Below are 21,319 nucleotides of genomic sequence, written 5' to 3' on the forward strand. Positions count from 1 at the left end.
ACTTATGATAGAGTAGAGTTTTCTGCCGGAAAGAGACAAAGTGAAAAAAGCTTTGGGAAGGGATGAATATGATGAAGAATAAGATGTTTACAAGAGTACTTGGAATGACGTGTGCTCTTATTATGGCAGTAACTGCGATAGTACCTGTTTGTGCAAAAGAAAGCGGAGATCAGGCGAATAGTTTCCGTTATGAGAATGGACAAGCTGCAATGCAGGCATCAACATTTGCAGATGTTTATCCGAATGCATGGAAGAAGATTGCAGGAAAGTATCGAAGTAGTAATGGTTCGATTATTCAGGGAGCAATAGCAAGAGGAATTGATGTCAGTCATAATCAGGGAGTGATCGACTGGCAGAAGGTAAAGGCAGATGGTGTGGATTTTGCAATTATCCGCTGCGGCTATGGTGCGAATCAGAGGGAACAGGATGACAGACAGTGGCTCGATAATGTTTTAGAATGTGAGAAATATGGTATTCCTTATGGGGCATATTTATATTCTTATGCAGATACTGTAGCAAAAGCAAAGAGCGAGGCAGCACATGTTCTTCGTCTGGTAAGAGGGCATAAGATTACCTATCCGATTTACTATGATCTTGAAGATAATTATATTTTAAGCCATACGAATGCAAAGCAGCGCCAGAAGATTATACAGACTTTTACGAGTATTATTAAGAAAGCAGGGTATTCTGTTGGTGTATTTGCACCGAAAAGCTGGTTTGAAAAAGAACTCCCGGAAGCTTCTTTTAACCAATGTGAGAAATGGGTGGCACATTGGAGTACAAAGTGTACCTATCAGGGAAGTTATCAGATGTGGCAGGCGACGAATAGAGGAACGGTAAATGGAATTAACGGAGCTGTAGATATTAATTTTCTTATGCTTCCTGCGGCAAAGATTACTGTAAAAGCGGCAAAGAAGAAGGTAAAAGTTTTCTGGAATCAGAAGGGGAATAGAATAAAGGTTCAGGTTTTCTGTTCTACAAAGAAAAACAAAGGGTATAAAAAAATAGCAACTGTGAATTCCATGAAAGGAAAAGCAGTCATAAAGAAAAAATTAAAATCTAAAAAGAAATATTATTTTAAGATTCGAACATTAAAATCTGTAAATGGACGCATTTATTATAGTGATTATTCGAAACCAAAAAAAATTAAAGGATAGAGGTACTTATGAGAAAGATTATGTTTATTGGACGAAGTGAAGCGGGAAAGACTACTTTATCTCAGGCGATGAAGGGGAAGACGATCACCTACCATAAAACACAATATGTAAATCATTACGATGTTATTATTGACACACCAGGAGAATATCTCCAGTCAAAGAATCTGATTTCTGCTTTGGCAGTTTTTACAGCAGAAGCAGATGTAATCGGCCTTTTGATGGATGCTACGGAAGCTTTTTCTCTGTATTCACCGAATCTTACACCTGTCTGTAACAGAGAGGTTGTGGGGGTTGTTACAAAGATTGACCATTGGGCAGCACAGCCAGCACAGGCGGCAGCATGGCTGGAATTAGCAGGATGTAAGAAAATATTTTATACCAGTGCTTATACCGGTGAAGGAATTGCGGATATTCTTTCTTATTTAAAAGAAGAGAGAGATACTTTGCCATGGGAAGAAGTGAAGTCAAAGTATGACGAGCTTGGCTTTGGTGCTGGCGAAGATGCAAAAGATCAGGATCGATTTCATAATATCTGATAAAAATAGGTGGATTATTTACAGAGATTGTTCTATAATGAATACAGAAATTTATTTTAAATAAAATGGGAGGCTTACTATGAGAGGTTATGAAGCAGCACAGATTTTGAAAGCGAAAGGAGTTACGGCAGAAGATGTTGCAGAAGAGATCATTTACCGTAAAGAAACGAATGCTTTCAGTAATAATCCAAAGAATGAGGCGTTTATGAATATGACGCTGAATGAACTTGTAAGAATTAAAGAGATGTGGAATATCTAGCAGATAAGTGTATAGGAAGAAGGAGCTGTCCTCAAAGGGATGGCTTTTTTCTGTTAGGTATATAACATAGATACAGCAGAAGTAAGAGACTAGATAGAAGGAGATAGACATGAGACTGGGTTCAGGAACATATAAAGAAATTGCTTTAGATGCGCTAAAGGGAAACTGGGTGAAAGCAGCGGTGGCGGGATTATTTGCCAACTGGCTTGGCGTGTTTTCATCCTCATTCTTATTTATTGCAAAATACGCATTCATTGCAGTAATTCTGATTTATTTTCTCGAATTTCTTCCGGGGTTTTATCCGATTTTATTTATTGGAACAACAGCGATCGCACTGATCTACTTTTTTATTGGAGGGACTGTACGCCTTGGATATATTGATTTTAACCTGGCGTTACTGGATAGAAGAAAGAACGGGATTGCCTGCCTGACAGGAAGAATGTCAGACTGGTGGAGAGTTCTTTGTGCAAAGATTACATTATTTTTTGTTTTGTCACTGGGATATATTCTGTTTATTATACCAGGAGTTGTTGCGAAGTATTCGTATGCGATGGTGCCATATATTCTTGAAGAACGGAAGGGCTTTTCAACAAGAGAAGCATTTCGGGCATCAAAACAGATCATGAAGAAGCATAAATGGGAGCTTTTTTGTTTGCGATTAAGTTTTATTGGATGGGATATTCTTGGTATTTTAACATTAGGAATCGGTTTTATTTTTATTAATCCATATCGATATGCAGCAGAAGCAGCATTTTATAATGAGATATCTGGAAGAGCAGAAGTCTATTATGGTAGAAAAACGAACAGATAATGGTAAAAAGAGAGCAGAGGAAGGAAGGGAAAGAACAAAAATCTTCCTTGCATGACGGAAAGTATTTTGTTAAAATATGAGAAGTTTATTATAGGATACGAAAAGGAAGGAAGAAGGATAATGGAAATTTTAGGAAAGGCGCTTTCTGAGAAGACAGAGGCTATTTATAAAGATATTACAGAAGGTCTGATCTATCCGATTAAAATTGTAAAGTTAGACCCTGAGAATGAGGAAGATTGCAGCCGTCCGGTAGCAATGGATACCGGAAAGAAAGAATTTATTGTTAAAGTAGATAATACTTTGGAAGATTCCCTCTTTGAAAATGCTTTGATTCGTGATATCATTTATTGTCAGCAGATGAGTAATAATGCACCAGTATTAAGTGCAAAGAGCAAGAATGATATTGATGGATTTCAGGTAGCTATGATGATCAGCTCCATTATTATGGATATTGATGTGGAGAACAAACTGAGAAGTTACGATATGCATATTGATGATATTGATACGATGCGTTTGAGTGATTTATATGCATTTTTGAAGTCTGGTATGGCAGATTATAATAGAGAATTATATAATGTTTTTACCGGTCTTCAGATTACACTGTTATATTTTACGACATCAAAGCGAAGCAATATAGAAGAGATTATCGAGACATTTTATCTTTCTGATAAGAATGCGATGGATGCGATTGATAAGTATGTAGATATTATTGATCGTTACGGAGTAGATGATAATCGTTCTATGATGCGTTGCATGAGAAAGCTTGCAATCGCCTGTGGAATGAAGGGCAGATTGCTTCTGGAATACGAAGGTAAAGTAACAGAAGTTTAAATGATAAGGATCCTGTAGCTGTTCTGATAAGCGATATTGCTCCTGACAGAAGCTGCAGGATTTTTTTGTAACTATTTATGGCAATTTCATAGAGCAGGAAATCACAGAATGAAAAATGATGGGATGGATGAGATGAACATAAGAGAATATTTGGAAAATCATAAATTATTGACAGACGGAGCGATGGGGACATATTTTGATACGGTAGAGAAAGAGAATTATATCTGTTCTGAAGAAGCCAATATTACCAACCCGTCTTTGGTACGACAGATTCATAAAAATTATGTGAAAAAGGGTGCACAATTATTAAGAAGTAATACTTTTTTGGCAAACAGAGAAACTTTGTTGTCTTTACAGCAAAACAGAGCAGAACAGTTTCAAAATGTAAGTTTGAAAGAACTTGTGACAAAAGGTTATCGACTAGCAGAGGAAGTTGCGAGAGAAGCGTATTCTGAAAGTTATCCAGTATTTCCAGCAGCGGATATTGGACCTATTTTAGAAGAAAAAGAGAGTGAAGAGACAGATATCCTACAGCAATATTATGAAATATGTGACAGCTTTCTAGAAGCAGGTGCCAATATTTTTGTGCTGGAAACTTTTCCTGATACGGAATATGTCTTAAAAATGGCAGAATATATCCGGCAAATTTGTCCGGAAGCTTTTATTATCGGACAGTTTTCATTGACACCAACAGGTTATAGCCGGACAGGTTTTCACTATAAAACGATTTTACGAGATGCCGTACAAAGTGGACTTCTTGATGGTGCAGGCTTAAACTGTGGTATTGGCGCAGCACATATGAAGAGATTTTTAGAGGCCTATATTGAAGAATACGGAGTGCCGGAAGATATGATTCTTACTGCGCTTCCAAACTGTGGATATCCCCAGATTGTAAGAGGACATGTGATATACTCAGATAGTGTTACTTATTTTGGTGAGAAGATTAAAGAAGTTTCGGAATTAGGTGTTCGTGTTCTGGGAGGATGTTGCGGTACAACCCCGGAATATATCGGGGAAATATACCGAACTCTTTTTCAGGCCGAACATACTTTGAAAGTTCCGACAAGAATCGTGTGGACAGATGCAGCAGGGAGAATACAGAAACGACAAGAACAGCTGGCGCATATAAAAAGTGCAGAAGGAAAGAATAAGACGATAAAAAAAGAACAGGTAGTAAATACATTTCGCCGGAAACTGGAGAAAGGGGAACTTGTCTGTGCAGTTGAACTCGATCCCCCGTTTGATGCGAATGATACAAAGTTAGTAAATGGTGCGAAGGCACTTCTTTCTACGAAGGCAGATATTATTACAATTGCGGATTCGCCGCTGGCTCGTTCAAGAGCAGATGCTTCTTTGATGGCAGCAAAAATAAAAATGCAGACAGGAATGGATGTGATGCCGCATCTTGCCTGTCGTGATAAAAATCGTATTGCGATTCGAAGTGGATTACTTGGAAGTTATGTAAATGAAATTCGTAATTATCTGTTTGTTACTGGTGATCCAGTGGCAAGAGAAGACCGGGAATTTACTAAAAGTGTCTTTGATTTTAATTCTATCCGTTTAATGAAGTTTGCACAGAGTATGAACCAGGAAATATTTGCAGATGATATGATTTTTTATGGCGGGGCTTTAAATCAAAATGGAGCAAGTCCGGAAAATATTGCAGGAAGAATGATAAAAAAAATAGAAGCAGGATGTAGTTATTTTCTTACGCAGCCGGTTTATGACGAGGAGGGTATAAAACGCCTTGCATTCTTAAAAGAAAGAACAGGAGCGAAGATTTTAATAGGGATTATGCCTCTTGTCAGCAGAAGAAACGCATTATTTATTAAAAATGAGATGCCGGGAATTTATGTGCCGGATCGTGTGGTAGAAAAATATAAAGAAAATGCATCAAGAGAAGAATATGAGGAAGCTGCTGTTGAAATTTCAAAGAAAATCATTGAAATGGGAAAAGAGGTAGGTGCTGGATTTTACTTTATGACACCATTTAACAGAGTTTCATTAGTGAAGTCTATATTGGAATATGTATAAGGATCTGGAATCAATGGATTGATTTCGGACAAGGGGTGGTTTCAGAGTTTTCAGATAAAATGAGAAAAGAAGCAAATAGCAAAGGAAAGAATAAAAATGAAGATAAACGAATTTTACAAAATGATACAGCAAAAGCCAGTTATTCTGGATGGAGCGACAGGCTCAAATCTTCAAAAAGCAGGAATGAAACCAGGTGTGTGTCCGGAAGAATGGATTTTGGAAAATGAAGATAAGTTAATTGCTTTGCAGAAGGCATTTGTAGAGGCAGGAACGAATATTTTATATGCGCCGACTTTTTCGGGAAACCGCATTAAGTTGGAAGAATATGGTCTTTCAGAACGCGCTGAAGAAATAAATAAACGTCTGGTTGCATTAAGTAAAAAAGCGGCAGGGAATAAAGCTCTTGTGGCAGGTGATATGACGATGACCGGTATCGCATTAGAGCCTGTAGGACCGATGAAGCTTGAAACACTGATCGATATTTATAAAGAACAGGCAAGATATCTGGTAGAGGCTGGGGTAGATCTTTTTGTTGTGGAGACGATGATGAGTCTTGCGGAAACAAGGGCAGCAGTAATTGCAATTAAAGAAGTTTGCGACTTGCCGGTAATTGCATCTCTTACATTTCAGGAGGACGGAAGGACATTATATGGTACCGATCCGGTAACAGCAGTTGTTGTTTTACAGAGTATTGGTGCAGATGTTATTGGAGTGAATTGTTCTACCGGTCCAAAAGAAATGATTCCGGTTATTCGTAAAATGAAAGAATATGCGGAAGTACCACTTCTTGCAAAGCCGAATGCCGGTCTTCCTGTTCTGCAGGATGGAGTTACAGTATATCCGATGCTTCCGGAAGAATTTGCATCCTGGGGACCGGAGTTTATTGAAGCAGGTGCTGGATTAATTGGCGGATGCTGCGGAACAACACCAGAACATATCAGAATGCTTTCACAGAAGGTAGCCGGACTTACAACGAAAGCTCCGCATAATGAACATCCTGTCATGCTTGCCTCGGAAAGAAAGAGTCAGGAAATTGCATTAGACGGAAAGTTCCTTGTGATCGGAGAAAGAATTAATCCAACCGGAAAGAAGAAATTACAGGAAGAACTCCGTGCAGGTAAAATGAATCTTGTAGAGGAAATGGCAGAGCAGCAGGAAGAAATGGGGGCACATATTCTTGATATCAATATGGGAACAAATGGTATTGATGAGAAAGAAATGATGTTAAAAGCGATTTCTAAAGTGACAATGGTTTCCAGCCTTCCCCTTTGTATTGATACAAGCTATGTAGAAGTCATGGAAGCGGCACTTCGTGCGTATCCGGGACGTGCTCTCATTAATTCTATTTCTCTTGAAAAAGAAAAGATTGAAAAACTTCTTCCATTAGCAAAAAAATATGGAGCAATGTTTATTCTTCTTCCTCTTTCAGACAAGGGACTTCCAAAGAGTCTTGAAGAAAAGAAAGCAATTATTAATGAGATATTGAAAAGAGCAAAGGCACTGGGCATTTCAAAAAATCAGATTATCGTAGATGGTTTAGTGGCAACAGTTGGTGCAAATAAAAATGCGGCAATAGAGACATTAGAAACCATTCGTTACTGTAAAGAAGATTTAAAGCTATGTACGACAATGGGTCTTTCTAATATTTCTTTTGGACTTCCGGAAAGACCATATGTAAACAGTGCATTTGCAGCAATGGCAATTGCAAGTGGACTTACTATGGCGATTGCTAATCCATCGAATCAGCTTTTGATGGGAATTTCTTTTGCTTCTGATCTTCTGCGTAATAAAGAAGGCGCTGATATTGCCTATATTGAACAGATTCAGCGTATGGCTCCATTAAAAGAAGCAGCAATGGCAAAAGCGGCACAAAGCGCAGGAAACAATGGCATAAAAAAAACAGAGCAGACAGATAACAAAAGTACTGCTAAAGAGGCAGACAAAAAGAAAAATCCTGTATTTGAAGCCGTATTAAAAGGAAATAAAGACGGTATTGTCGATTTTGTAAAAGAAGAACTTTCTCAGGGAACAAAACCAGGAGAGATTCTTGACGGTCTTTTGATACCAGCAATTAATGAAGTTGGTACTTTGTTTGATAAACAGATTTATTTCCTGCCACAGTTGATTTCGAGTGCAAACACGATGGAACAGGCAGTGGAATACTTAGAGCCGCTTCTTAAAGAGGGTGGAACAAATGAAAAGATGCCTGCAATTATTATTGCGACGGTAGAAGGTGATATTCATGATATCGGAAAGAACCTTGTCGCATTAATGCTTCGTAATTATGGCTATGAGGTAATTGATCTTGGGAAAGATGTACCGGCAGATAAGATTATTGCGGCAGCAAAAGAACATAATGCATCAATTATCGTGTTATCCGCGTTGATGACAACAACAATGATGCGCATGAAGGATACGATCGCATTAAAACAAAAAGAAAATCTTGATGTAAAAGTAATGATTGGCGGAGCGGTAACGACACAGAGTTTTGCAGATGAAATAGGAGCGGACGGATATTCTAAAGATGCCGCAGATGCAGTACGTCTTGCCAAAAAGCTTCTGTCAGAGTAAAATGTTACTATATCAAGATACTCGTGCGCTGATGATACCTGCGCTAATCTAAAATGAGTATGAAGTTGATGGAGGTGCGAATGAACAAGACCAAAAAGATCGATGTAATTATTCCAACATATCATCCGGATGAAAAACTGGAACGATGTCTTCGTATGTTAAAAAGGCAGACAATACAGCCTCAGCGGATTCTGTTAATTAATACAGAAGAAGAATTTTTTCACAGTAAAGTGTTTCCGACATTAAAACAGGGAGAAATTGTCCACATAACAAAACCAGAGTTTGATCATGGCGGAACAAGGAACCAGGCGGCAAGAATGTGTGACGGGGAGATTATGATCCTTTTGACGCAGGATGCGATTCCAGCAGATGAGTATCTTATTGAAAATCTGCTCAAGCCATTTGAGGATGAAGAAGTCTGCGCTGCTTACGGGAGACAGATGGCAGATAAAAAAGATAATCCAATTGAAGCATATACAAGAATTTTTAATTATCCAAAGGAAAGCAGGATCAAGAGCAAAAAAGATTTGCCAGAACTTGGAATTAAAACTTTTTTCTGTTCAAATGTCTGTGCTGCTTATCGTAAATCAGAATATGATGCATTGGGAGGATTCCCCCTGCACACAATATTTAATGAAGATATGATTTTTGCCTCCCGTCTAATTGAAGAAGGAAAAAAGATTGCCTATGTGGCAGATGCGAAAGTGTGGCACTGGCATAATTATACAGCAAAAGAACAGTTAAAGAGAAACTTTGACCTGGCAGTATCCCAGGTAGATGCAGGTGGGCTGTTTACAAAAGTGAAGTCTGAATCCGAAGGAATTCGTCTTGTAAAGATGACATTGCTGCATTTTATTAAAAAAGGCCAGTTCCATTATATTCCAAAGATTATTACGCAAAATGGAGCAAAATATATTGGATATCGTCTTGGAAAAAGTTATAAAAAGCTTCCAAAGAAATGGATTCTTAAAATATCGTTGAATCCATGGTACTGGAAATGAAAATGAACTTTAAGAAATTTTAACTTGCAATAGAGGAAAAATTAGTATAATGTATAAAAAGAGTTTTGTACAGGAGGTTTTAAAGTTTGGAAGACACAAATAAAGATATGAACATAGACAAAGAAGAAGCGAAGAAAGAAAAAAAGGTAAAAAAAGAAAAAAAAGCTCGCAAACGTGGAAGAAAGGGAAGAATCGCTGCACAGATTTTCGTGTGTTTTCTTCTCACAGTAGCATTTGTGGCATCTGCCGCAGGTGGAGCGGTAGCTGCTTACTATAAAGCGGCTACGAATACAATTACAACAGATACGAAAACAGCGTTAAAGAATGTAGATGTTGTAGATGCAGATCTTGAGTATGACCAGGATGTAGTTAATATTCTTTTGATCGGATGTGATAAAAGAGCAGATGAGACAGAAGCGGGACGTTCCGATTCTACAATGATCGCCACGATTGATTTGAAGAATGGAAAGTTAAAGCTTACTTCTCTTATGAGAGATATGTATATTGATATTCCTGGTTATGGTTATCATAAGTTTAATGCAGCCTATTCTTATGGAGGCGTACAGCTTGAATATGAGACGATCGCAGAGAACTTTGGAATCAAGCTTGATGGATATGTTGAAGTAGATATGGAAGCGTTTCGTGATGTAGTTGATCTGATTGGCGGCGTGCCGATGGAATTAACAGAAGCAGAAGCTTACTTCTTAAAAACAGCCTATGTGAATTCTAAACATGGGGAGAAGAATGTAAAGGCAGGAGAGAATATGCTCACACCATATCAGGCATTAGCATATTGTCGAATCCGTCAGGATGTTACTGGTGAGTTTGGACGTACGGACCGTCAACGTAAGATTCTTATTTCCGTATTTAATGAATTAAAAGGCGAAGATATCATGACACTTACCAATATCTGTATGAAGGCGCTTAAGCATGTGACAACAGACCTTACCGAAAAGCAGATAAGAAGTTTGTTAACGTCTGTTATCACGATGGGAGCAACAGAGGTAGATCAGCTTCGTATCCCATATGAAGGATCTTATACAGAAGGCCGCCTGAGCGGCAACGGCGCATGGGTAATGCAGGTAGATTATGAAGCCAATAAAAAAGCATTGCAGTACTTTGTTTTTGGTATTGGAGAAGATCCGGGAATTAATGATTCCTATGGAATTGGTAACGACAGATTTATAGATGGATACTATCCGGAGAAGACGGAAGGTATCTCTACATACTAATGTGGAGGAAGAATATATGAGACAGATTGTTTTATCTCTTTTAGTAGATAATAATCCAGGTGTATTAGCAAGAGTAGCGGCTCTTTTCAGCCGACGCGGTTATAATATTGACAGCATTACAGCCGGTATCACGAATGATCCGAAGTACACTCGTATTACAGTAGCTGTAAGTGGTGATAATCAGATTCTTGAACAGATTCGTAATCAGATTGCAAAACTGGTAGAGGTACGTAAGATTGTAGAGCTTGAGAATAATCATTCCGTATGCCGCGAACTAGTACTTGTAAAAGTGATGGCGGATAAGAAAGAGAAGCAGGAGATTATCGCTATCGCAGATATCTTCCGCGCAAAGGTTGTGGATGTGGCAGCGAACTCACTTATGATCGAACTGACTGGTAATCAGAATAAGCTGGATGCATTTTTAAATCTTATGGCCGATTTTGAGGTTCTGGAGATGGTTCGTACCGGAATTACAGGACTTGGACGAGGTGTCAGCACACTAAATTAATTCCTGTGTGATATAAAAGATATTTAAACAGAAGGGTTTTCTGTATTAAGAAGGGATATTTGAATATCCCTTCTTTTTTTGATGAAAATTCGTAGTATTTTTTAGCCAAATGAAGGGAAATGGGTAGTTTAATTCATTTTTAACAAAATTTTTTTAAGAAATACTCAAAATTACCTTGATTTATGAAATAAAGAGGAGTATTATAACGATTGAAATTCTTATCAGAAGAGATGAAATCAATTTTGATAATTGAATAAATTAATTTTTATAATTATTACAGGAGGAACAAAAAATGGCAGCAAAAATTTTTTATCAGGAAGATTGTGATTTATCTTTATTAGACGGAAAAAAAATTGCGATTATTGGATATGGTAGCCAGGGACATGCTCATGCATTAAACTTAAAAGAATCTGGTTGTGATGTTATCGTTGGTCTTTATGAAGGAAGTAAATCCTGGGCAAAAGCTGAGAAGCAGGGATTAAAAGTTTATACAGCAGCAGAAGCTGCAAAGCAGGCAGATATCATCATGATCTTAATCAACGATGAGAAACAGGCAAAACTTTACAAAGAAAGTATTGAGCCAAACCTTGAAGAAGGTAATATGTTAATGTTCGCTCATGGTTTCAACATTCACTTCGGATGTATCGTACCACCTGCTAACGTTGATGTAACAATGATCGCTCCTAAGGCTCCAGGTCATACAGTACGTTCTGAGTATTTAGCTGGAAAGGGAACACCTTGTCTTGTTGCTGTAGAGCAGGATTACACAGGAAAAGCTCAGGAACTTGCATTAGCTTATGGTGCTGGTATCGGTGGAGCAAGAGCAGGTCTTCTTGAAACAACATTCAGAACAGAGACAGAAACTGACTTATTCGGTGAGCAGGCAGTACTTTGTGGTGGTGTTTGTGCTCTTATGCAGGCTGGTTTCGAAACACTTTGCGAAGCTGGTTATGATCCACGTAATGCTTACTTCGAATGTATCCATGAGATGAAGTTAATCGTAGACTTAATCTACCAGTCAGGTTTTGCTGGAATGAGATACTCCATCTCTAATACAGCTGAATACGGTGACTACATCACAGGTCCTAAGATCGTAACAGCTGAGACAAAGAAAGCAATGAAACAGATTCTTTCCGATATTCAGGATGGTACATTCGCAAAAGACTTCTTACTTGATATGTCTGATGCAGGATCTCAGGTACACTTCAAAGCTATGAGAAAGCTTGCTTCTGAGCATCCATCAGAAAAAGTTGGTGCAGATATCCGTAAGCTGTATAGCTGGAGTGATGAAGATCAGCTTATCAACAACTAATTGAAATGTCACCTACATATTTGCTGAATATTTTATAAAAATGGAAAGAAGGTTTTACTTCGGTAAGACCTTCTTTTTTTTGTTTACTTGTGTTATGATATTAAATAGTCTGCAATGCATTTGTAAATTCACTGCGTGTTTAAAATGCATTGCATAATGGCATATTGGAATAGGAAGCCATAAAACAGGGACATACTATATATGGTTCTGAATAGTTGTAAATTATAAAAAGCAGGAGGAAGATAGCGAATGCTAAAAGAAACAGATTTTAAAAATTATTCCTTTATACAAAAGGAAAAAATAGAAGAGCTGAATGGATATGGCTGTGTATTGGAACATAAGAAGACCGGGGCCAGAGTTCTTCTGGTAGAGAATGATGATACGAATAAGGTATTTAGTATTGCATTCCGTACTCCGCCGGCAGATGATACCGGAGTTGCTCATATTCTGGAACATTCCGTTTTATGTGGTTCAGATAAGTTTCCATCAAAAGATCCTTTTATTGAATTGGCAAAAGGATCGTTGAATACATTTCTAAATGCGATGACATATCCGGATAAGACGGTATATCCGATCGCAAGTTGTAATGATCAGGATTATCATAATCTAATGCATGTTTATCTTGATGCAGTTTTTCATCCTAATATTTATAAGAGAGATGAGATCCTTAAACAGGAAGGCTGGCATTATGAGATTGCTGACAGAGATGACGAACTGAAGTTTAATGGTGTTGTATACAATGAGATGAAGGGAGTATTTTCTTCGCCGGATGATGTTCTGGCAAGAAAGATTCAGGAAGCACTTTTAAAAGATACGCCATATGCATATGAGTCCGGTGGTGATCCGGATGCGATTCCTGAACTTACGAGAGAGAAGTTTTTAGATTTTCACAGTAAGTACTACCATCCATCGAACAGTTATATTTATCTTTACGGAAATGTTGACTTTGCAAAAGAACTGGAATTTATTGATGAAGAGTATTTAAGCCACTATGGAAAGAAAGTGATTGATTCTGAAGTTACATTACAGAAACCTTTCTTAACTCCGGAGACATTGAAAGATACGTACTCTGTTTCTGAAGAGGAAGAAGAGGGTGTATATTTGAGTTATAATGTAGCTGCAGGGGACAGTTGTGATAATGAACGCGGACTTGCTATGCAGATTCTTGATTATGTACTTTTCACTATGCCTGGAGCACCGGTCAGAAAGAAGCTGATTGATGCTGGTCTTGGAAAAGATGTGGATAGTTATTACGATGGAGGAATTCAGCAGCCTTTATTTTCTATTATCGTAAAGAATGCCGGCAAAGGAAAGGAAGATCTGTTTGTTCAGACTGTAGAGGAAGCTTTGAAGGAACAGGTGGAAAAGGGTCTTAATAAAAAGGCAATTTATTCTGCAATCAATAATTATGAATTTAAGTACAGAGAAGCAGATTTTGGGCGTTTCCCAAAGGGGCTGATCTATGGTCTCAATTTCTTAAACAGCTGGCTTTATGATGATACCAAAGCGTTGGAGCTTGCGGATTCCCTGACTCCACTTGCTGCGTTAAAAGAAAAGGTAGATACGGGTTATTTTGAACAGCTTATTAAAGAGAGTTTTTTAGATAACACACATAAAGCTTATGTATATCTGTATCCGGAAGAAGGAAAGAATGAACGTCTGGAAGAAGAATTAAAAGCACAGCTTGCTAACATGAAGAATAAATTAAATAGCAAGCAGTTAAATTATCTGATTGAAGATACGAAAAAGTTAAAGGAATTTCAAGAAACACCATCGACACCGGAAGAATTAGAAAAGATTCCTACTCTGAGCCTGAGTGATATTTCAAGAGAGGTGCGTCCATTTAAAAATAAAGAGATGGTGATTGGAGATACAACAGCGGTTGTACATGAATATCATACAAATGGAATTGTTTATTCGGATTTTTGTTTTGATATGTCAGAACTTCCTGAGGAGTTGATTCCATACGCAACATTATTGACAGAGATTTATCGTTATGTAGATACAGAGCATTTTTCTTATAATGATCTGGCAACAGAGATTAATTTGAAAATCGGAGGGCTGTCATTCCAGACAGGTATGAATGTACTTGTATGGAAAAAAGATGGATATCGTCCTTATTTTAGTGTCCAGATGAAGTGTATGGAAGAACAGGTTGCTGATGGAATGGCTTTGCTTAAAGAAGTTCTTCTGAATTCAAAAGTAGATAATAAAAAGCGTTTAAAAGAGATTATCTCTGAACTTCGTACAAAGATGGATACGAGAATTCCGGCATCAGGCCATGTTTATGCGGCTAATCGTGCGCTTTCTTACGTTGACCCGATGATGAAATATAAAGATACGGCTGAGGGAATCGGTTTTTATGAATTTATAAAGAAGCTTGATAAGAACTTTGACAGTAATGCAGAACTTCTGGTTAAACAGCTGGTGAGAGCCCAGATGTGTATTTTCCGTAAAGAGAATCTGACACTGTCTCTTACAGGAGAATTTAATTTTAAGTCTCTTCTTGAAGGGGAAATGTTACAGTTTAACCGTATGCTTTACGAGATGCCTTGTGTAAAAGCAGTTCCGACGTTCAATATGGAGAAAAAGAATGAAGGATTTAAAACAGCAAGTAAGGTACAGTATGTAGCAAGCGGTGGCTGCTTTGAAAAGGAAGGACAGGAGTATACCGGAGCATTAAAAGTATTAAAAACAATTTTTTCCTATGATTATCTTTGGGTGAATGTCCGCGTAACAGGAGGGGCATATGGATGTATGTGCAGCTTTTCCAGAAATGGATACGGCTTCTTTACTTCCTATAGAGATCCGAATTTATCTGCGACTCTTGATGTATATAAAAAGGCAGCAGAGTATGTAAAGAATTTTGAAGCAGGACAGCGTGATATGACAAAATATATTATCGGAACGATTAGTGGAATCGATCAGCCATTAGAGCCGGCTGCATTAGGAGATCGTTCTTTCCATGCATACCAGTCCGGTGTTACAGTAGAGATGATTCAAAAAGAGAGAAATCAGGTTCTTGATGCTACGGAAGAAACGATTCGTTCTCTTGCAGGTTATATTGAGACAATGATGGATGCAGGAACAGTATGTGCGATTGGTAATGATCGTAAATTAGAAGAAGAGAAAGAATTATTTAAGCAGGTAAGCAGCCTGACACAATAGAGAGGGAAAAAGAAAATATGAACAGAGTTTTTAAATCAGGATTTGTAACTATTATTGGCCGTCCAAATGTCGGAAAGTCTACGTTGATGAATCAATTGATCGGCCAGAAAATCGCTATTACTTCAAGTAAGGCACAGACAACAAGAAACAGGATTCAAACAGTATATACAAGTGAGGAAGGGCAGATTGTCTTCCTTGATACACCAGGAATTAATAAAGCAAAGAATAAGCTGGGAGATTATATGCTTATGGCTGCGGAGCGCACATTGAATGAAGTTGATCTGATTTTATGGTTAGTCGAGCCGACAACGTTTATTGGCGGAGGAGAACAGTATATTATCGAAAAGCTTCAGAATGTAAAGACACCGATTTTCCTTGTTATCAACAAAACAGATATTGCTTCAGAGGAAGAAGTGTTAAAGGCGATTGTTGCATATAAAGATCAGTGTAATTTTGCAGAAATCATTCCGGTAAGTGCATTAGAAGGGAATAATACCGACGATCTGGTACACTCTATCTTTAACTATCTTCCAGAAGGTCCGATGTACTATGATGAAGATACGGTTACTGACCAGCCGGAACGACAGATTGTTGCAGAACTTGTCAGAGAAAAAGCGCTTCGTCTGTTAAGTCAGGAGATTCCTCATGGTATTGCTGTCGTTATTGAGAGAATGAAGAATAGAAAAGGCAGAGATATTGTAGATATTGAGGCAGTTATTGTCTGTGAAAGAGAATCTCATAAGCGGATCATCATTGGGAAAAAAGGTTCCATGATTAAAGAAATCGGTACACAGGCAAGAGAGGAAATGGAGAACCTGCTTGATACGAAGGTGAATTTAAAACTTTGGGTAAAGGTCAGAAAAGACTGGAGAGACAGTGATATCCTTCTTAAAAACTATGGATATAATAAGAAAGAACTGTAAAAGGCAGCGATGAGTGAACAGACGAAGGTGACAGGAATCATTCTGTCAGTTTACCCTGTCGGGGAGAATGACAGACGCCTTACGATTCTTACAAAGGAAAGAGGAAAGTTACAGGTATTTGCAAGAGGAAGCCGGAGACCAAAGCATCCGTTGTTTGGTGTAACACAGCCGCTTATATACTGTGAATTTATGGTTACGGATACAAGGAATTATACATATTTAAATTCTGCAGAATGTAAAGATTATTTTCATTTTTTAAAAGATAATTTAGAGGATATTTATTATAGTTCCTATTTTGCAGAAGTAGCAGAATATTTTACAATGGAAGGTCAGGATGAGAGAAATATACTGAATCTTTTATTTGTGACTTTCCTTGCAATGAAAAAGAAACTGATACCATTATCTTTGATACGAAGAATTTATGAATTAAAGATATTACAGTTTGCCGGATTTGGTCTTCAGTGTTTTCAATGCGTTCACTGTGGGAATGATGAGAAACTGATCCGAATCTCGTTTGAAGATGGCGGAATGCTTTGCAGCACGTGTGCAGCAAAAGGACAGGGAAGAGAAGTTGATCCGTCTGTGCTTTACGTTTTACAGTTTGTATCTTCTGTTCCTTTAAATCAGCTCTATTCTTTTGCCTTGAAGGAAACGATTGAAAAAGAATTTGAGTGGATAGTGAATCGTTATTTTACAATTCATGTTGAACATAAATTTAAGTCAGCAGAAATGCTTGCTATATTATAAACTGTATTCCTTAGACAGGAAGGTTCTGTCATTTTTAAATTAATCTTTTTTATGTCTGACAAAAAGGACTTGCATTGGCAGAAGAGACAGGGTAGAATAAAAGACGAGAATATATCGAATAAAGAAAATGAGGTAGAAATCATGGAAAAAACAATGGACAAGATTATTGCAGTTGCAAAAGCGAGAGGATTTGTATACCAGGGTTCTGAAATTTATGGCGGTCTGGCGAATACATGGGACTACGGAAATCTTGGCGTAGAATTAAAGAATAATGTTAAAAAAGCCTGGTGGAAGAAGTTCATTCAGGAAAGCCCTTATAACGTAGGTGTTGACTGTGCGATTCTGATGAATCCACAGACATGGGTTGCTTCCGGTCATCTCGGAGGATTCTCTGATCCGTTAATGGATTGTAAGGAGTGTAAAGAAAGATTTCGTGCAGATAAGATTATCGAAGACTTTGCACAGGAACATGATATTGAATTAGAATCTTCTGTAGATGGATGGTCTCAGGAGAAGATGAAAGCGTTCATTGATGATAATAATGTACCATGTCCAAGCTGTGGAAAGCATAATTTTACAGATATCAGACAGTTTAATCTGATGTTTAAGACATTCCAGGGTGTTACAGAAGATGCAAAGAATACGGTTTATTTAAGACCGGAAACGGCACAGGGTATTTTTGTAAACTTTAAGAATGTAGCTCGTACTTCCCGTAAGAAGATTCCATTTGGTATCGGACAGATCGGTAAGTCATTCCGTAACGAGATTACACCAGGTAACTTTACTTTCCGTACAAGAGAGTTCGAGCAGATGGAGCTGGAGTTTTTCTGTAAGCCTGATACAGACTTAGAATGGTTTGCATACTGGAAAGACTTCTGTGTAAACTGGTTAAAAGATTTAGGATTAAAAGATGAAGAATTAAGAATCAGAGATCATGATAAAGAAGAATTATCTTTCTATTCTAAAGCGACAAGCGACATTGAATTCTTATTCCCATTTGGATGGGGTGAGTTATGGGGAATTGCTGACCGTACAGATTATGACCTTACTTGTCATCAGGAAGTATCTAAAGTAGATCTTACTTACTTTGATGATGAAGAGAAGAAGAAGTATATTCCTTATGTTATTGAGCCATCATTAGGTGCAGATCGTGTAACCTTAGCATTCTTATGTGCAGCATATGATGAGGAAGAGATTAAAGATGGTGATGTGAGAAATGTTATGCATTTCCACCCGGCAATCGCACCTGTAAAGGTAGGTATCTTACCACTTTCTAAAAAGCTTAATGAAGGTGCTGAAAAGATTTACCATGAATTAAGTAAGATTTATAACTGCGAATTTGATGACAGAGGAAACATCGGTAAGAGATATCGCCGTCAGGATGAGATTGGTACACCTTATTGTATTACTTATGATTTTGATTCAGTAGAAGATGGTGCGGTTACAGTACGTGATCGTGACACCATGGAACAGGAAAGAATTAAGATTGAAGATTTGAAGGATTACTTCGCTGAAAAATTCAATTATTAGTAAGAATTTTACAAAATACTCAGCGGGATAATTGGACGTCATCCCCCGCAAAAACCTGAACAACATATTGCCAATGGTTTTTGCGGGGCTTTTTTTGTGGGATATTTGGGATTGGATTAACAAAATTAAGTAAAAAGTAAGTCGATTGTTTAAAATATAGGAATTTGATTTATAAAACCAAGTTATTTTTGTCTAATTTCATGAAAGTGAAAAAAAACAGAAAAACTACTTGCATTTTTTAACAAATAGAGGTATTTTATATTTAGCAATTGCAAAAAGTAAATAATTCAATCTCGATGAGAACAATGGCGTTCGCGAATCACAAGGATTCTCGGGCGCTTTTTATATTTTTTAATCTTCGAGCAAAAATTAGTAATTGTCGATGAAAAGAATACACATGAAAGGATGTAATAATTATGAAAACAGATGTGAAGAAAATTTTTGGTTCCAATGTTTTTAATGACGCAGTAATGAAAGAAAGACTTCCTAAAGCTGCATATAAGAAGATGAAGGCTACCATTGATGCCGGTGCGGAACTTGATCCGGAAGTAGCTGATATTGTTGCACATGAGATGAAAGAATGGGCTATTGAAAAGGGAGCAACACATTTTACTCACTGGTTCCAGCCATTAACAGGTATTACGGCTGAGAAACATGATGCATTTATTGATCCCCAGGGCGATGGAACAACTTTACTTCGTTTTTCCGGTAAAGAGCTGATCAAAGGTGAGCCAGATGCTTCTTCTTTCCCATCTGGTGGTTTAAGAGCAACATTTGAAGCAAGAGGATATACAGCATGGGATTGTACTTCACCTGCTTTCATTAAGGAAACACCACATTCAACTATTCTTTGTATTCCGACAGCATTCTGTTCTTATAAAGGAGAAGCTCTTGATAAGAAGACACCTCTTCTTCGTTCCATGCAGGCATTAGAGATACAGGTACTTCGAATTTTAAGATTATTTGGAAATAAAACAGCAAAACATGTTACAACATCCGTTGGACCGGAACAGGAATATTTCCTTGTTGATAAAGAAAAATTCTTAAAGAGAAAAGATTTAATCTTTACAGGAAGAACATTATTTGGTGCGATGCCTCCAAAAGGACAGGAGATGGACGACCATTACTTTGGTGTTATTCCAGAAAGAGTTCTTGAATTCATGGAGAAGTTCAACGAGGAATTATGGAAGCTTGGTATTTCTGCAAAAACACAGCATAATGAAGTTGCACCAGCTCAGCACGAAATCGCTCCAATTTATGATCAGAACAACATTGCTACTGACCATAATCAGTTAGTAATGGAAACAGCACAGCGTGTTGCAGATGAATTAGGTCTGAAATGCCTCTTACATGAAAAACCATTTGCAGGAATTAATGGTTCTGGTAAACATAATAACTGGTCTATCTGTACAGATGAAGGAGAGAACCTCTTAGATCCAGGTGAAACACCACACGAAAATATGCAGTTCTTATTATTCCTTGCTGCAATTCTTCGTGCAGTAGATGAACATGCAGATTTACTTCGTCTTTCTGCTTCCACTCCAGGTAACGATCATCGTTTAGGAGCGAATGAAGCACCTCCTGCAATTATTTCTATCTTCTTAGGAGAACAGTTAGAGGACGTTGTAGAACAGTTCGTAGATAATGGAGAAGCTACAAGTTCTTTAGAGGGAGAAGAATATATCTCTGGTGTACATTCTCTTCCACATTTCCAGAAGGATGCTACTGACCGTAACAGAACATCTCCATTTGCTTTCACTGGTAACAAGTTTGAATTCCGTATGGTTGGTTCTACACAGTCTATTGCAGACCCGAATACAGTACTTAATACAATTGTTGCAGAAGTATTATCTGACATGGCAGACCGTCTGGAAGCATCCGATGACTTACCAATGGCTATTCATGACATGATCAAAGATACAATTGCAGCACATAACAGAATTATCTTTAATGGTAATGGTTACTCTGATGAATGGGTTGCTGAAGCTGAGAGAAGAGGACTTCCAAATATCAAATGTATGGTAGATGCTGTTCCTGCTTTAGTAAAAGAGGATGCAGTTGAAATCTTTGAAAAACATGGTGTATATACAAAGGCTGAGATGGAATCTCGTGCAGAAGTTATGTATGAGACATACGCTAAGACAATCAATATTGAAGCATTAACCATGATTGATATGGCAAAGAAACAGATCGTTCCTGCAACAATTAAGTATCAGACAAGCTTAGCAGAATCTGTTAATGCGATTAAGGCAGCAAGCAGTGCTGTAGATACTTCTGTACAGGAAGCATTAATGGCAGATATTTCTGCTAACTTAAAGGCGATGTACGCAGCTCTTGCACATCTTGAAGAAGTAACGAATAAAGCAGAAGAAATGGAAGAAGGTGCAGAACAGGGTCATTATTATCATGATGTTGTATTTGCAGCAATGGATGAGTTAAGAAAACCAGCAGATAAGCTTGAAATGTTAGTTGCAAAATCTGCATGGCCATTCCCAAGTTATGGTGATTTAATCTTTGAAGTTTAAGAAACAGACTAAGAAATAAATTAAAAAACGAACCCCGAAGGTAGTATATCGTATCTTCGGGGTTCGTTTTTTCTGATTTCCATCTTATGAATCAAATCATACGCTGGATTTCTTTCTCATAGTGTGCTATGATAATCCTCGATTGTATACGCAGTAAAATGAAGGAGCGTCAGG

General features: G+C 37.7%; 16 protein-coding genes. All 16 read left to right on the forward strand.

Annotated features, from left to right (window positions below):
• Positions 1-68: 68 nt before the first annotated feature.
• The 16 genes from EHLA_RS06425 to EHLA_RS06500 all read left to right on the forward strand — a co-directional run bounded on the left by EHLA_RS06425 (position 69) and on the right by EHLA_RS06500 (position 21,145).
• A complete protein-coding gene (locus tag EHLA_RS06425; RefSeq protein ID WP_242970681.1) occupies positions 69-1,157 on the forward strand; it encodes a glycoside hydrolase family 25 protein in 1,089 nt (362 codons plus the stop codon).
• An 8-nt stretch (positions 1,158-1,165) separates the two neighbouring features.
• Positions 1,166-1,693 carry a EutP/PduV family microcompartment system protein gene (locus EHLA_RS06430; protein ID WP_021907890.1) on the forward strand — a complete coding sequence of 176 codons (528 nt, stop codon included), beginning with the start codon at positions 1,166-1,168 and terminating at the stop codon, positions 1,691-1,693.
• Positions 1,694-1,772: 79 nt separating this feature from the next.
• On the forward strand, positions 1,773-1,952 hold the full coding sequence (locus EHLA_RS06435) for a hypothetical protein (RefSeq protein WP_096239857.1): 180 nt from the start codon (positions 1,773-1,775) through the stop codon (positions 1,950-1,952).
• A gap of 109 nt (positions 1,953-2,061) precedes the next feature.
• Positions 2,062-2,763 carry a DUF975 family protein gene (locus tag EHLA_RS06440; protein WP_096239859.1) on the forward strand — a complete coding sequence of 234 codons (702 nt, stop codon included), beginning with the start codon at positions 2,062-2,064 and terminating at the stop codon, positions 2,761-2,763.
• 120 nt (positions 2,764-2,883) lie between these two features.
• A complete protein-coding gene (locus EHLA_RS06445; RefSeq protein WP_123864847.1) occupies positions 2,884-3,594 on the forward strand; it encodes a hypothetical protein in 711 nt (236 codons plus the stop codon).
• A 108-nt stretch (positions 3,595-3,702) separates the two neighbouring features.
• A complete protein-coding gene (locus EHLA_RS06450; protein WP_096239863.1) occupies positions 3,703-5,628 on the forward strand; it encodes a bifunctional homocysteine S-methyltransferase/methylenetetrahydrofolate reductase in 1,926 nt (641 codons plus the stop codon).
• 96 nt (positions 5,629-5,724) lie between these two features.
• Entirely contained in the window at positions 5,725-8,199 is a 2,475-nt protein-coding gene (locus EHLA_RS06455; RefSeq protein WP_096239865.1) for a homocysteine S-methyltransferase family protein, read from the forward strand.
• Between the two features lie 80 nt (positions 8,200-8,279).
• Positions 8,280-9,200 carry a glycosyltransferase family 2 protein gene (locus EHLA_RS06460; protein ID WP_096239867.1) on the forward strand — a complete coding sequence of 307 codons (921 nt, stop codon included), beginning with the start codon at positions 8,280-8,282 and terminating at the stop codon, positions 9,198-9,200.
• An 86-nt stretch (positions 9,201-9,286) separates the two neighbouring features.
• Positions 9,287-10,432, forward strand: coding sequence for an LCP family protein (locus tag EHLA_RS06465; RefSeq protein ID WP_096239869.1), 1,146 nt, complete (start codon positions 9,287-9,289; stop codon positions 10,430-10,432).
• A 16-nt stretch (positions 10,433-10,448) separates the two neighbouring features.
• Positions 10,449-10,940, forward strand: coding sequence for an acetolactate synthase small subunit (ilvN, locus tag EHLA_RS06470; protein ID WP_021907898.1), 492 nt, complete (start codon positions 10,449-10,451; stop codon positions 10,938-10,940).
• A gap of 292 nt (positions 10,941-11,232) precedes the next feature.
• On the forward strand, positions 11,233-12,252 hold the full coding sequence (ilvC, locus tag EHLA_RS06475; protein ID WP_005346657.1) for a ketol-acid reductoisomerase: 1,020 nt from the start codon (positions 11,233-11,235) through the stop codon (positions 12,250-12,252).
• A gap of 249 nt (positions 12,253-12,501) precedes the next feature.
• A complete protein-coding gene (locus tag EHLA_RS06480; RefSeq protein ID WP_096239870.1) occupies positions 12,502-15,420 on the forward strand; it encodes an insulinase family protein in 2,919 nt (972 codons plus the stop codon).
• 17 nt (positions 15,421-15,437) lie between these two features.
• Positions 15,438-16,343, forward strand: coding sequence for a GTPase Era (era, locus tag EHLA_RS06485; RefSeq protein ID WP_096239871.1), 906 nt, complete (start codon positions 15,438-15,440; stop codon positions 16,341-16,343).
• Between the two features lie 9 nt (positions 16,344-16,352).
• The gene (gene recO, locus EHLA_RS06490) at positions 16,353-17,090 is read left to right on the forward strand and encodes a DNA repair protein RecO (RefSeq protein WP_096239872.1); all 738 of its coding nucleotides are present in this window, start codon (positions 16,353-16,355) and stop codon (positions 17,088-17,090) included.
• A gap of 141 nt (positions 17,091-17,231) precedes the next feature.
• The gene (locus EHLA_RS06495; protein WP_096241574.1) at positions 17,232-18,620 is read left to right on the forward strand and encodes a glycine--tRNA ligase; all 1,389 of its coding nucleotides are present in this window, start codon (positions 17,232-17,234) and stop codon (positions 18,618-18,620) included.
• A gap of 416 nt (positions 18,621-19,036) precedes the next feature.
• Positions 19,037-21,145, forward strand: a complete 2,109-nt coding sequence (locus EHLA_RS06500; RefSeq protein ID WP_096239873.1) for a glutamine synthetase III — start codon at positions 19,037-19,039, stop codon at positions 21,143-21,145.
• Positions 21,146-21,319: the final 174 nt, after the last annotated feature.

It is taken from the genome of Anaerobutyricum hallii (assembly GCF_900209925.1).
Lineage (GTDB): Bacteria > Bacillota > Clostridia > Lachnospirales > Lachnospiraceae > Anaerobutyricum > Anaerobutyricum soehngenii.

Coding starts and splice junctions, on each gene's coding strand:
- EHLA_RS06425 (WP_242970681.1), top strand. CDS start 69: ATGATGAAGAATAAGATGTTTACAAGAGTACTTGGAATGACGTGTGCT.
- EHLA_RS06430 (WP_021907890.1), top strand. CDS start 1,166: ATGAGAAAGATTATGTTTATTGGACGAAGTGAAGCGGGAAAGACTACT.
- EHLA_RS06435 (WP_096239857.1), top strand. CDS start 1,773: ATGAGAGGTTATGAAGCAGCACAGATTTTGAAAGCGAAAGGAGTTACG.
- EHLA_RS06440 (WP_096239859.1), top strand. CDS start 2,062: ATGAGACTGGGTTCAGGAACATATAAAGAAATTGCTTTAGATGCGCTA.
- EHLA_RS06445 (WP_123864847.1), top strand. CDS start 2,884: ATGGAAATTTTAGGAAAGGCGCTTTCTGAGAAGACAGAGGCTATTTAT.
- EHLA_RS06450 (WP_096239863.1), top strand. CDS start 3,703: ATGAAAAATGATGGGATGGATGAGATGAACATAAGAGAATATTTGGAA.
- EHLA_RS06455 (WP_096239865.1), top strand. CDS start 5,725: ATGAAGATAAACGAATTTTACAAAATGATACAGCAAAAGCCAGTTATT.
- EHLA_RS06460 (WP_096239867.1), top strand. CDS start 8,280: ATGAACAAGACCAAAAAGATCGATGTAATTATTCCAACATATCATCCG.
- ilvN (WP_021907898.1), top strand. CDS start 10,449: ATGAGACAGATTGTTTTATCTCTTTTAGTAGATAATAATCCAGGTGTA.
- ilvC (WP_005346657.1), top strand. CDS start 11,233: ATGGCAGCAAAAATTTTTTATCAGGAAGATTGTGATTTATCTTTATTA.
- EHLA_RS06480 (WP_096239870.1), top strand. CDS start 12,502: ATGCTAAAAGAAACAGATTTTAAAAATTATTCCTTTATACAAAAGGAA.
- era (WP_096239871.1), top strand. CDS start 15,438: ATGAACAGAGTTTTTAAATCAGGATTTGTAACTATTATTGGCCGTCCA.
- recO (WP_096239872.1), top strand. CDS start 16,353: ATGAGTGAACAGACGAAGGTGACAGGAATCATTCTGTCAGTTTACCCT.
- EHLA_RS06495 (WP_096241574.1), top strand. CDS start 17,232: ATGGAAAAAACAATGGACAAGATTATTGCAGTTGCAAAAGCGAGAGGA.
- EHLA_RS06500 (WP_096239873.1), top strand. CDS start 19,037: ATGAAAACAGATGTGAAGAAAATTTTTGGTTCCAATGTTTTTAATGAC.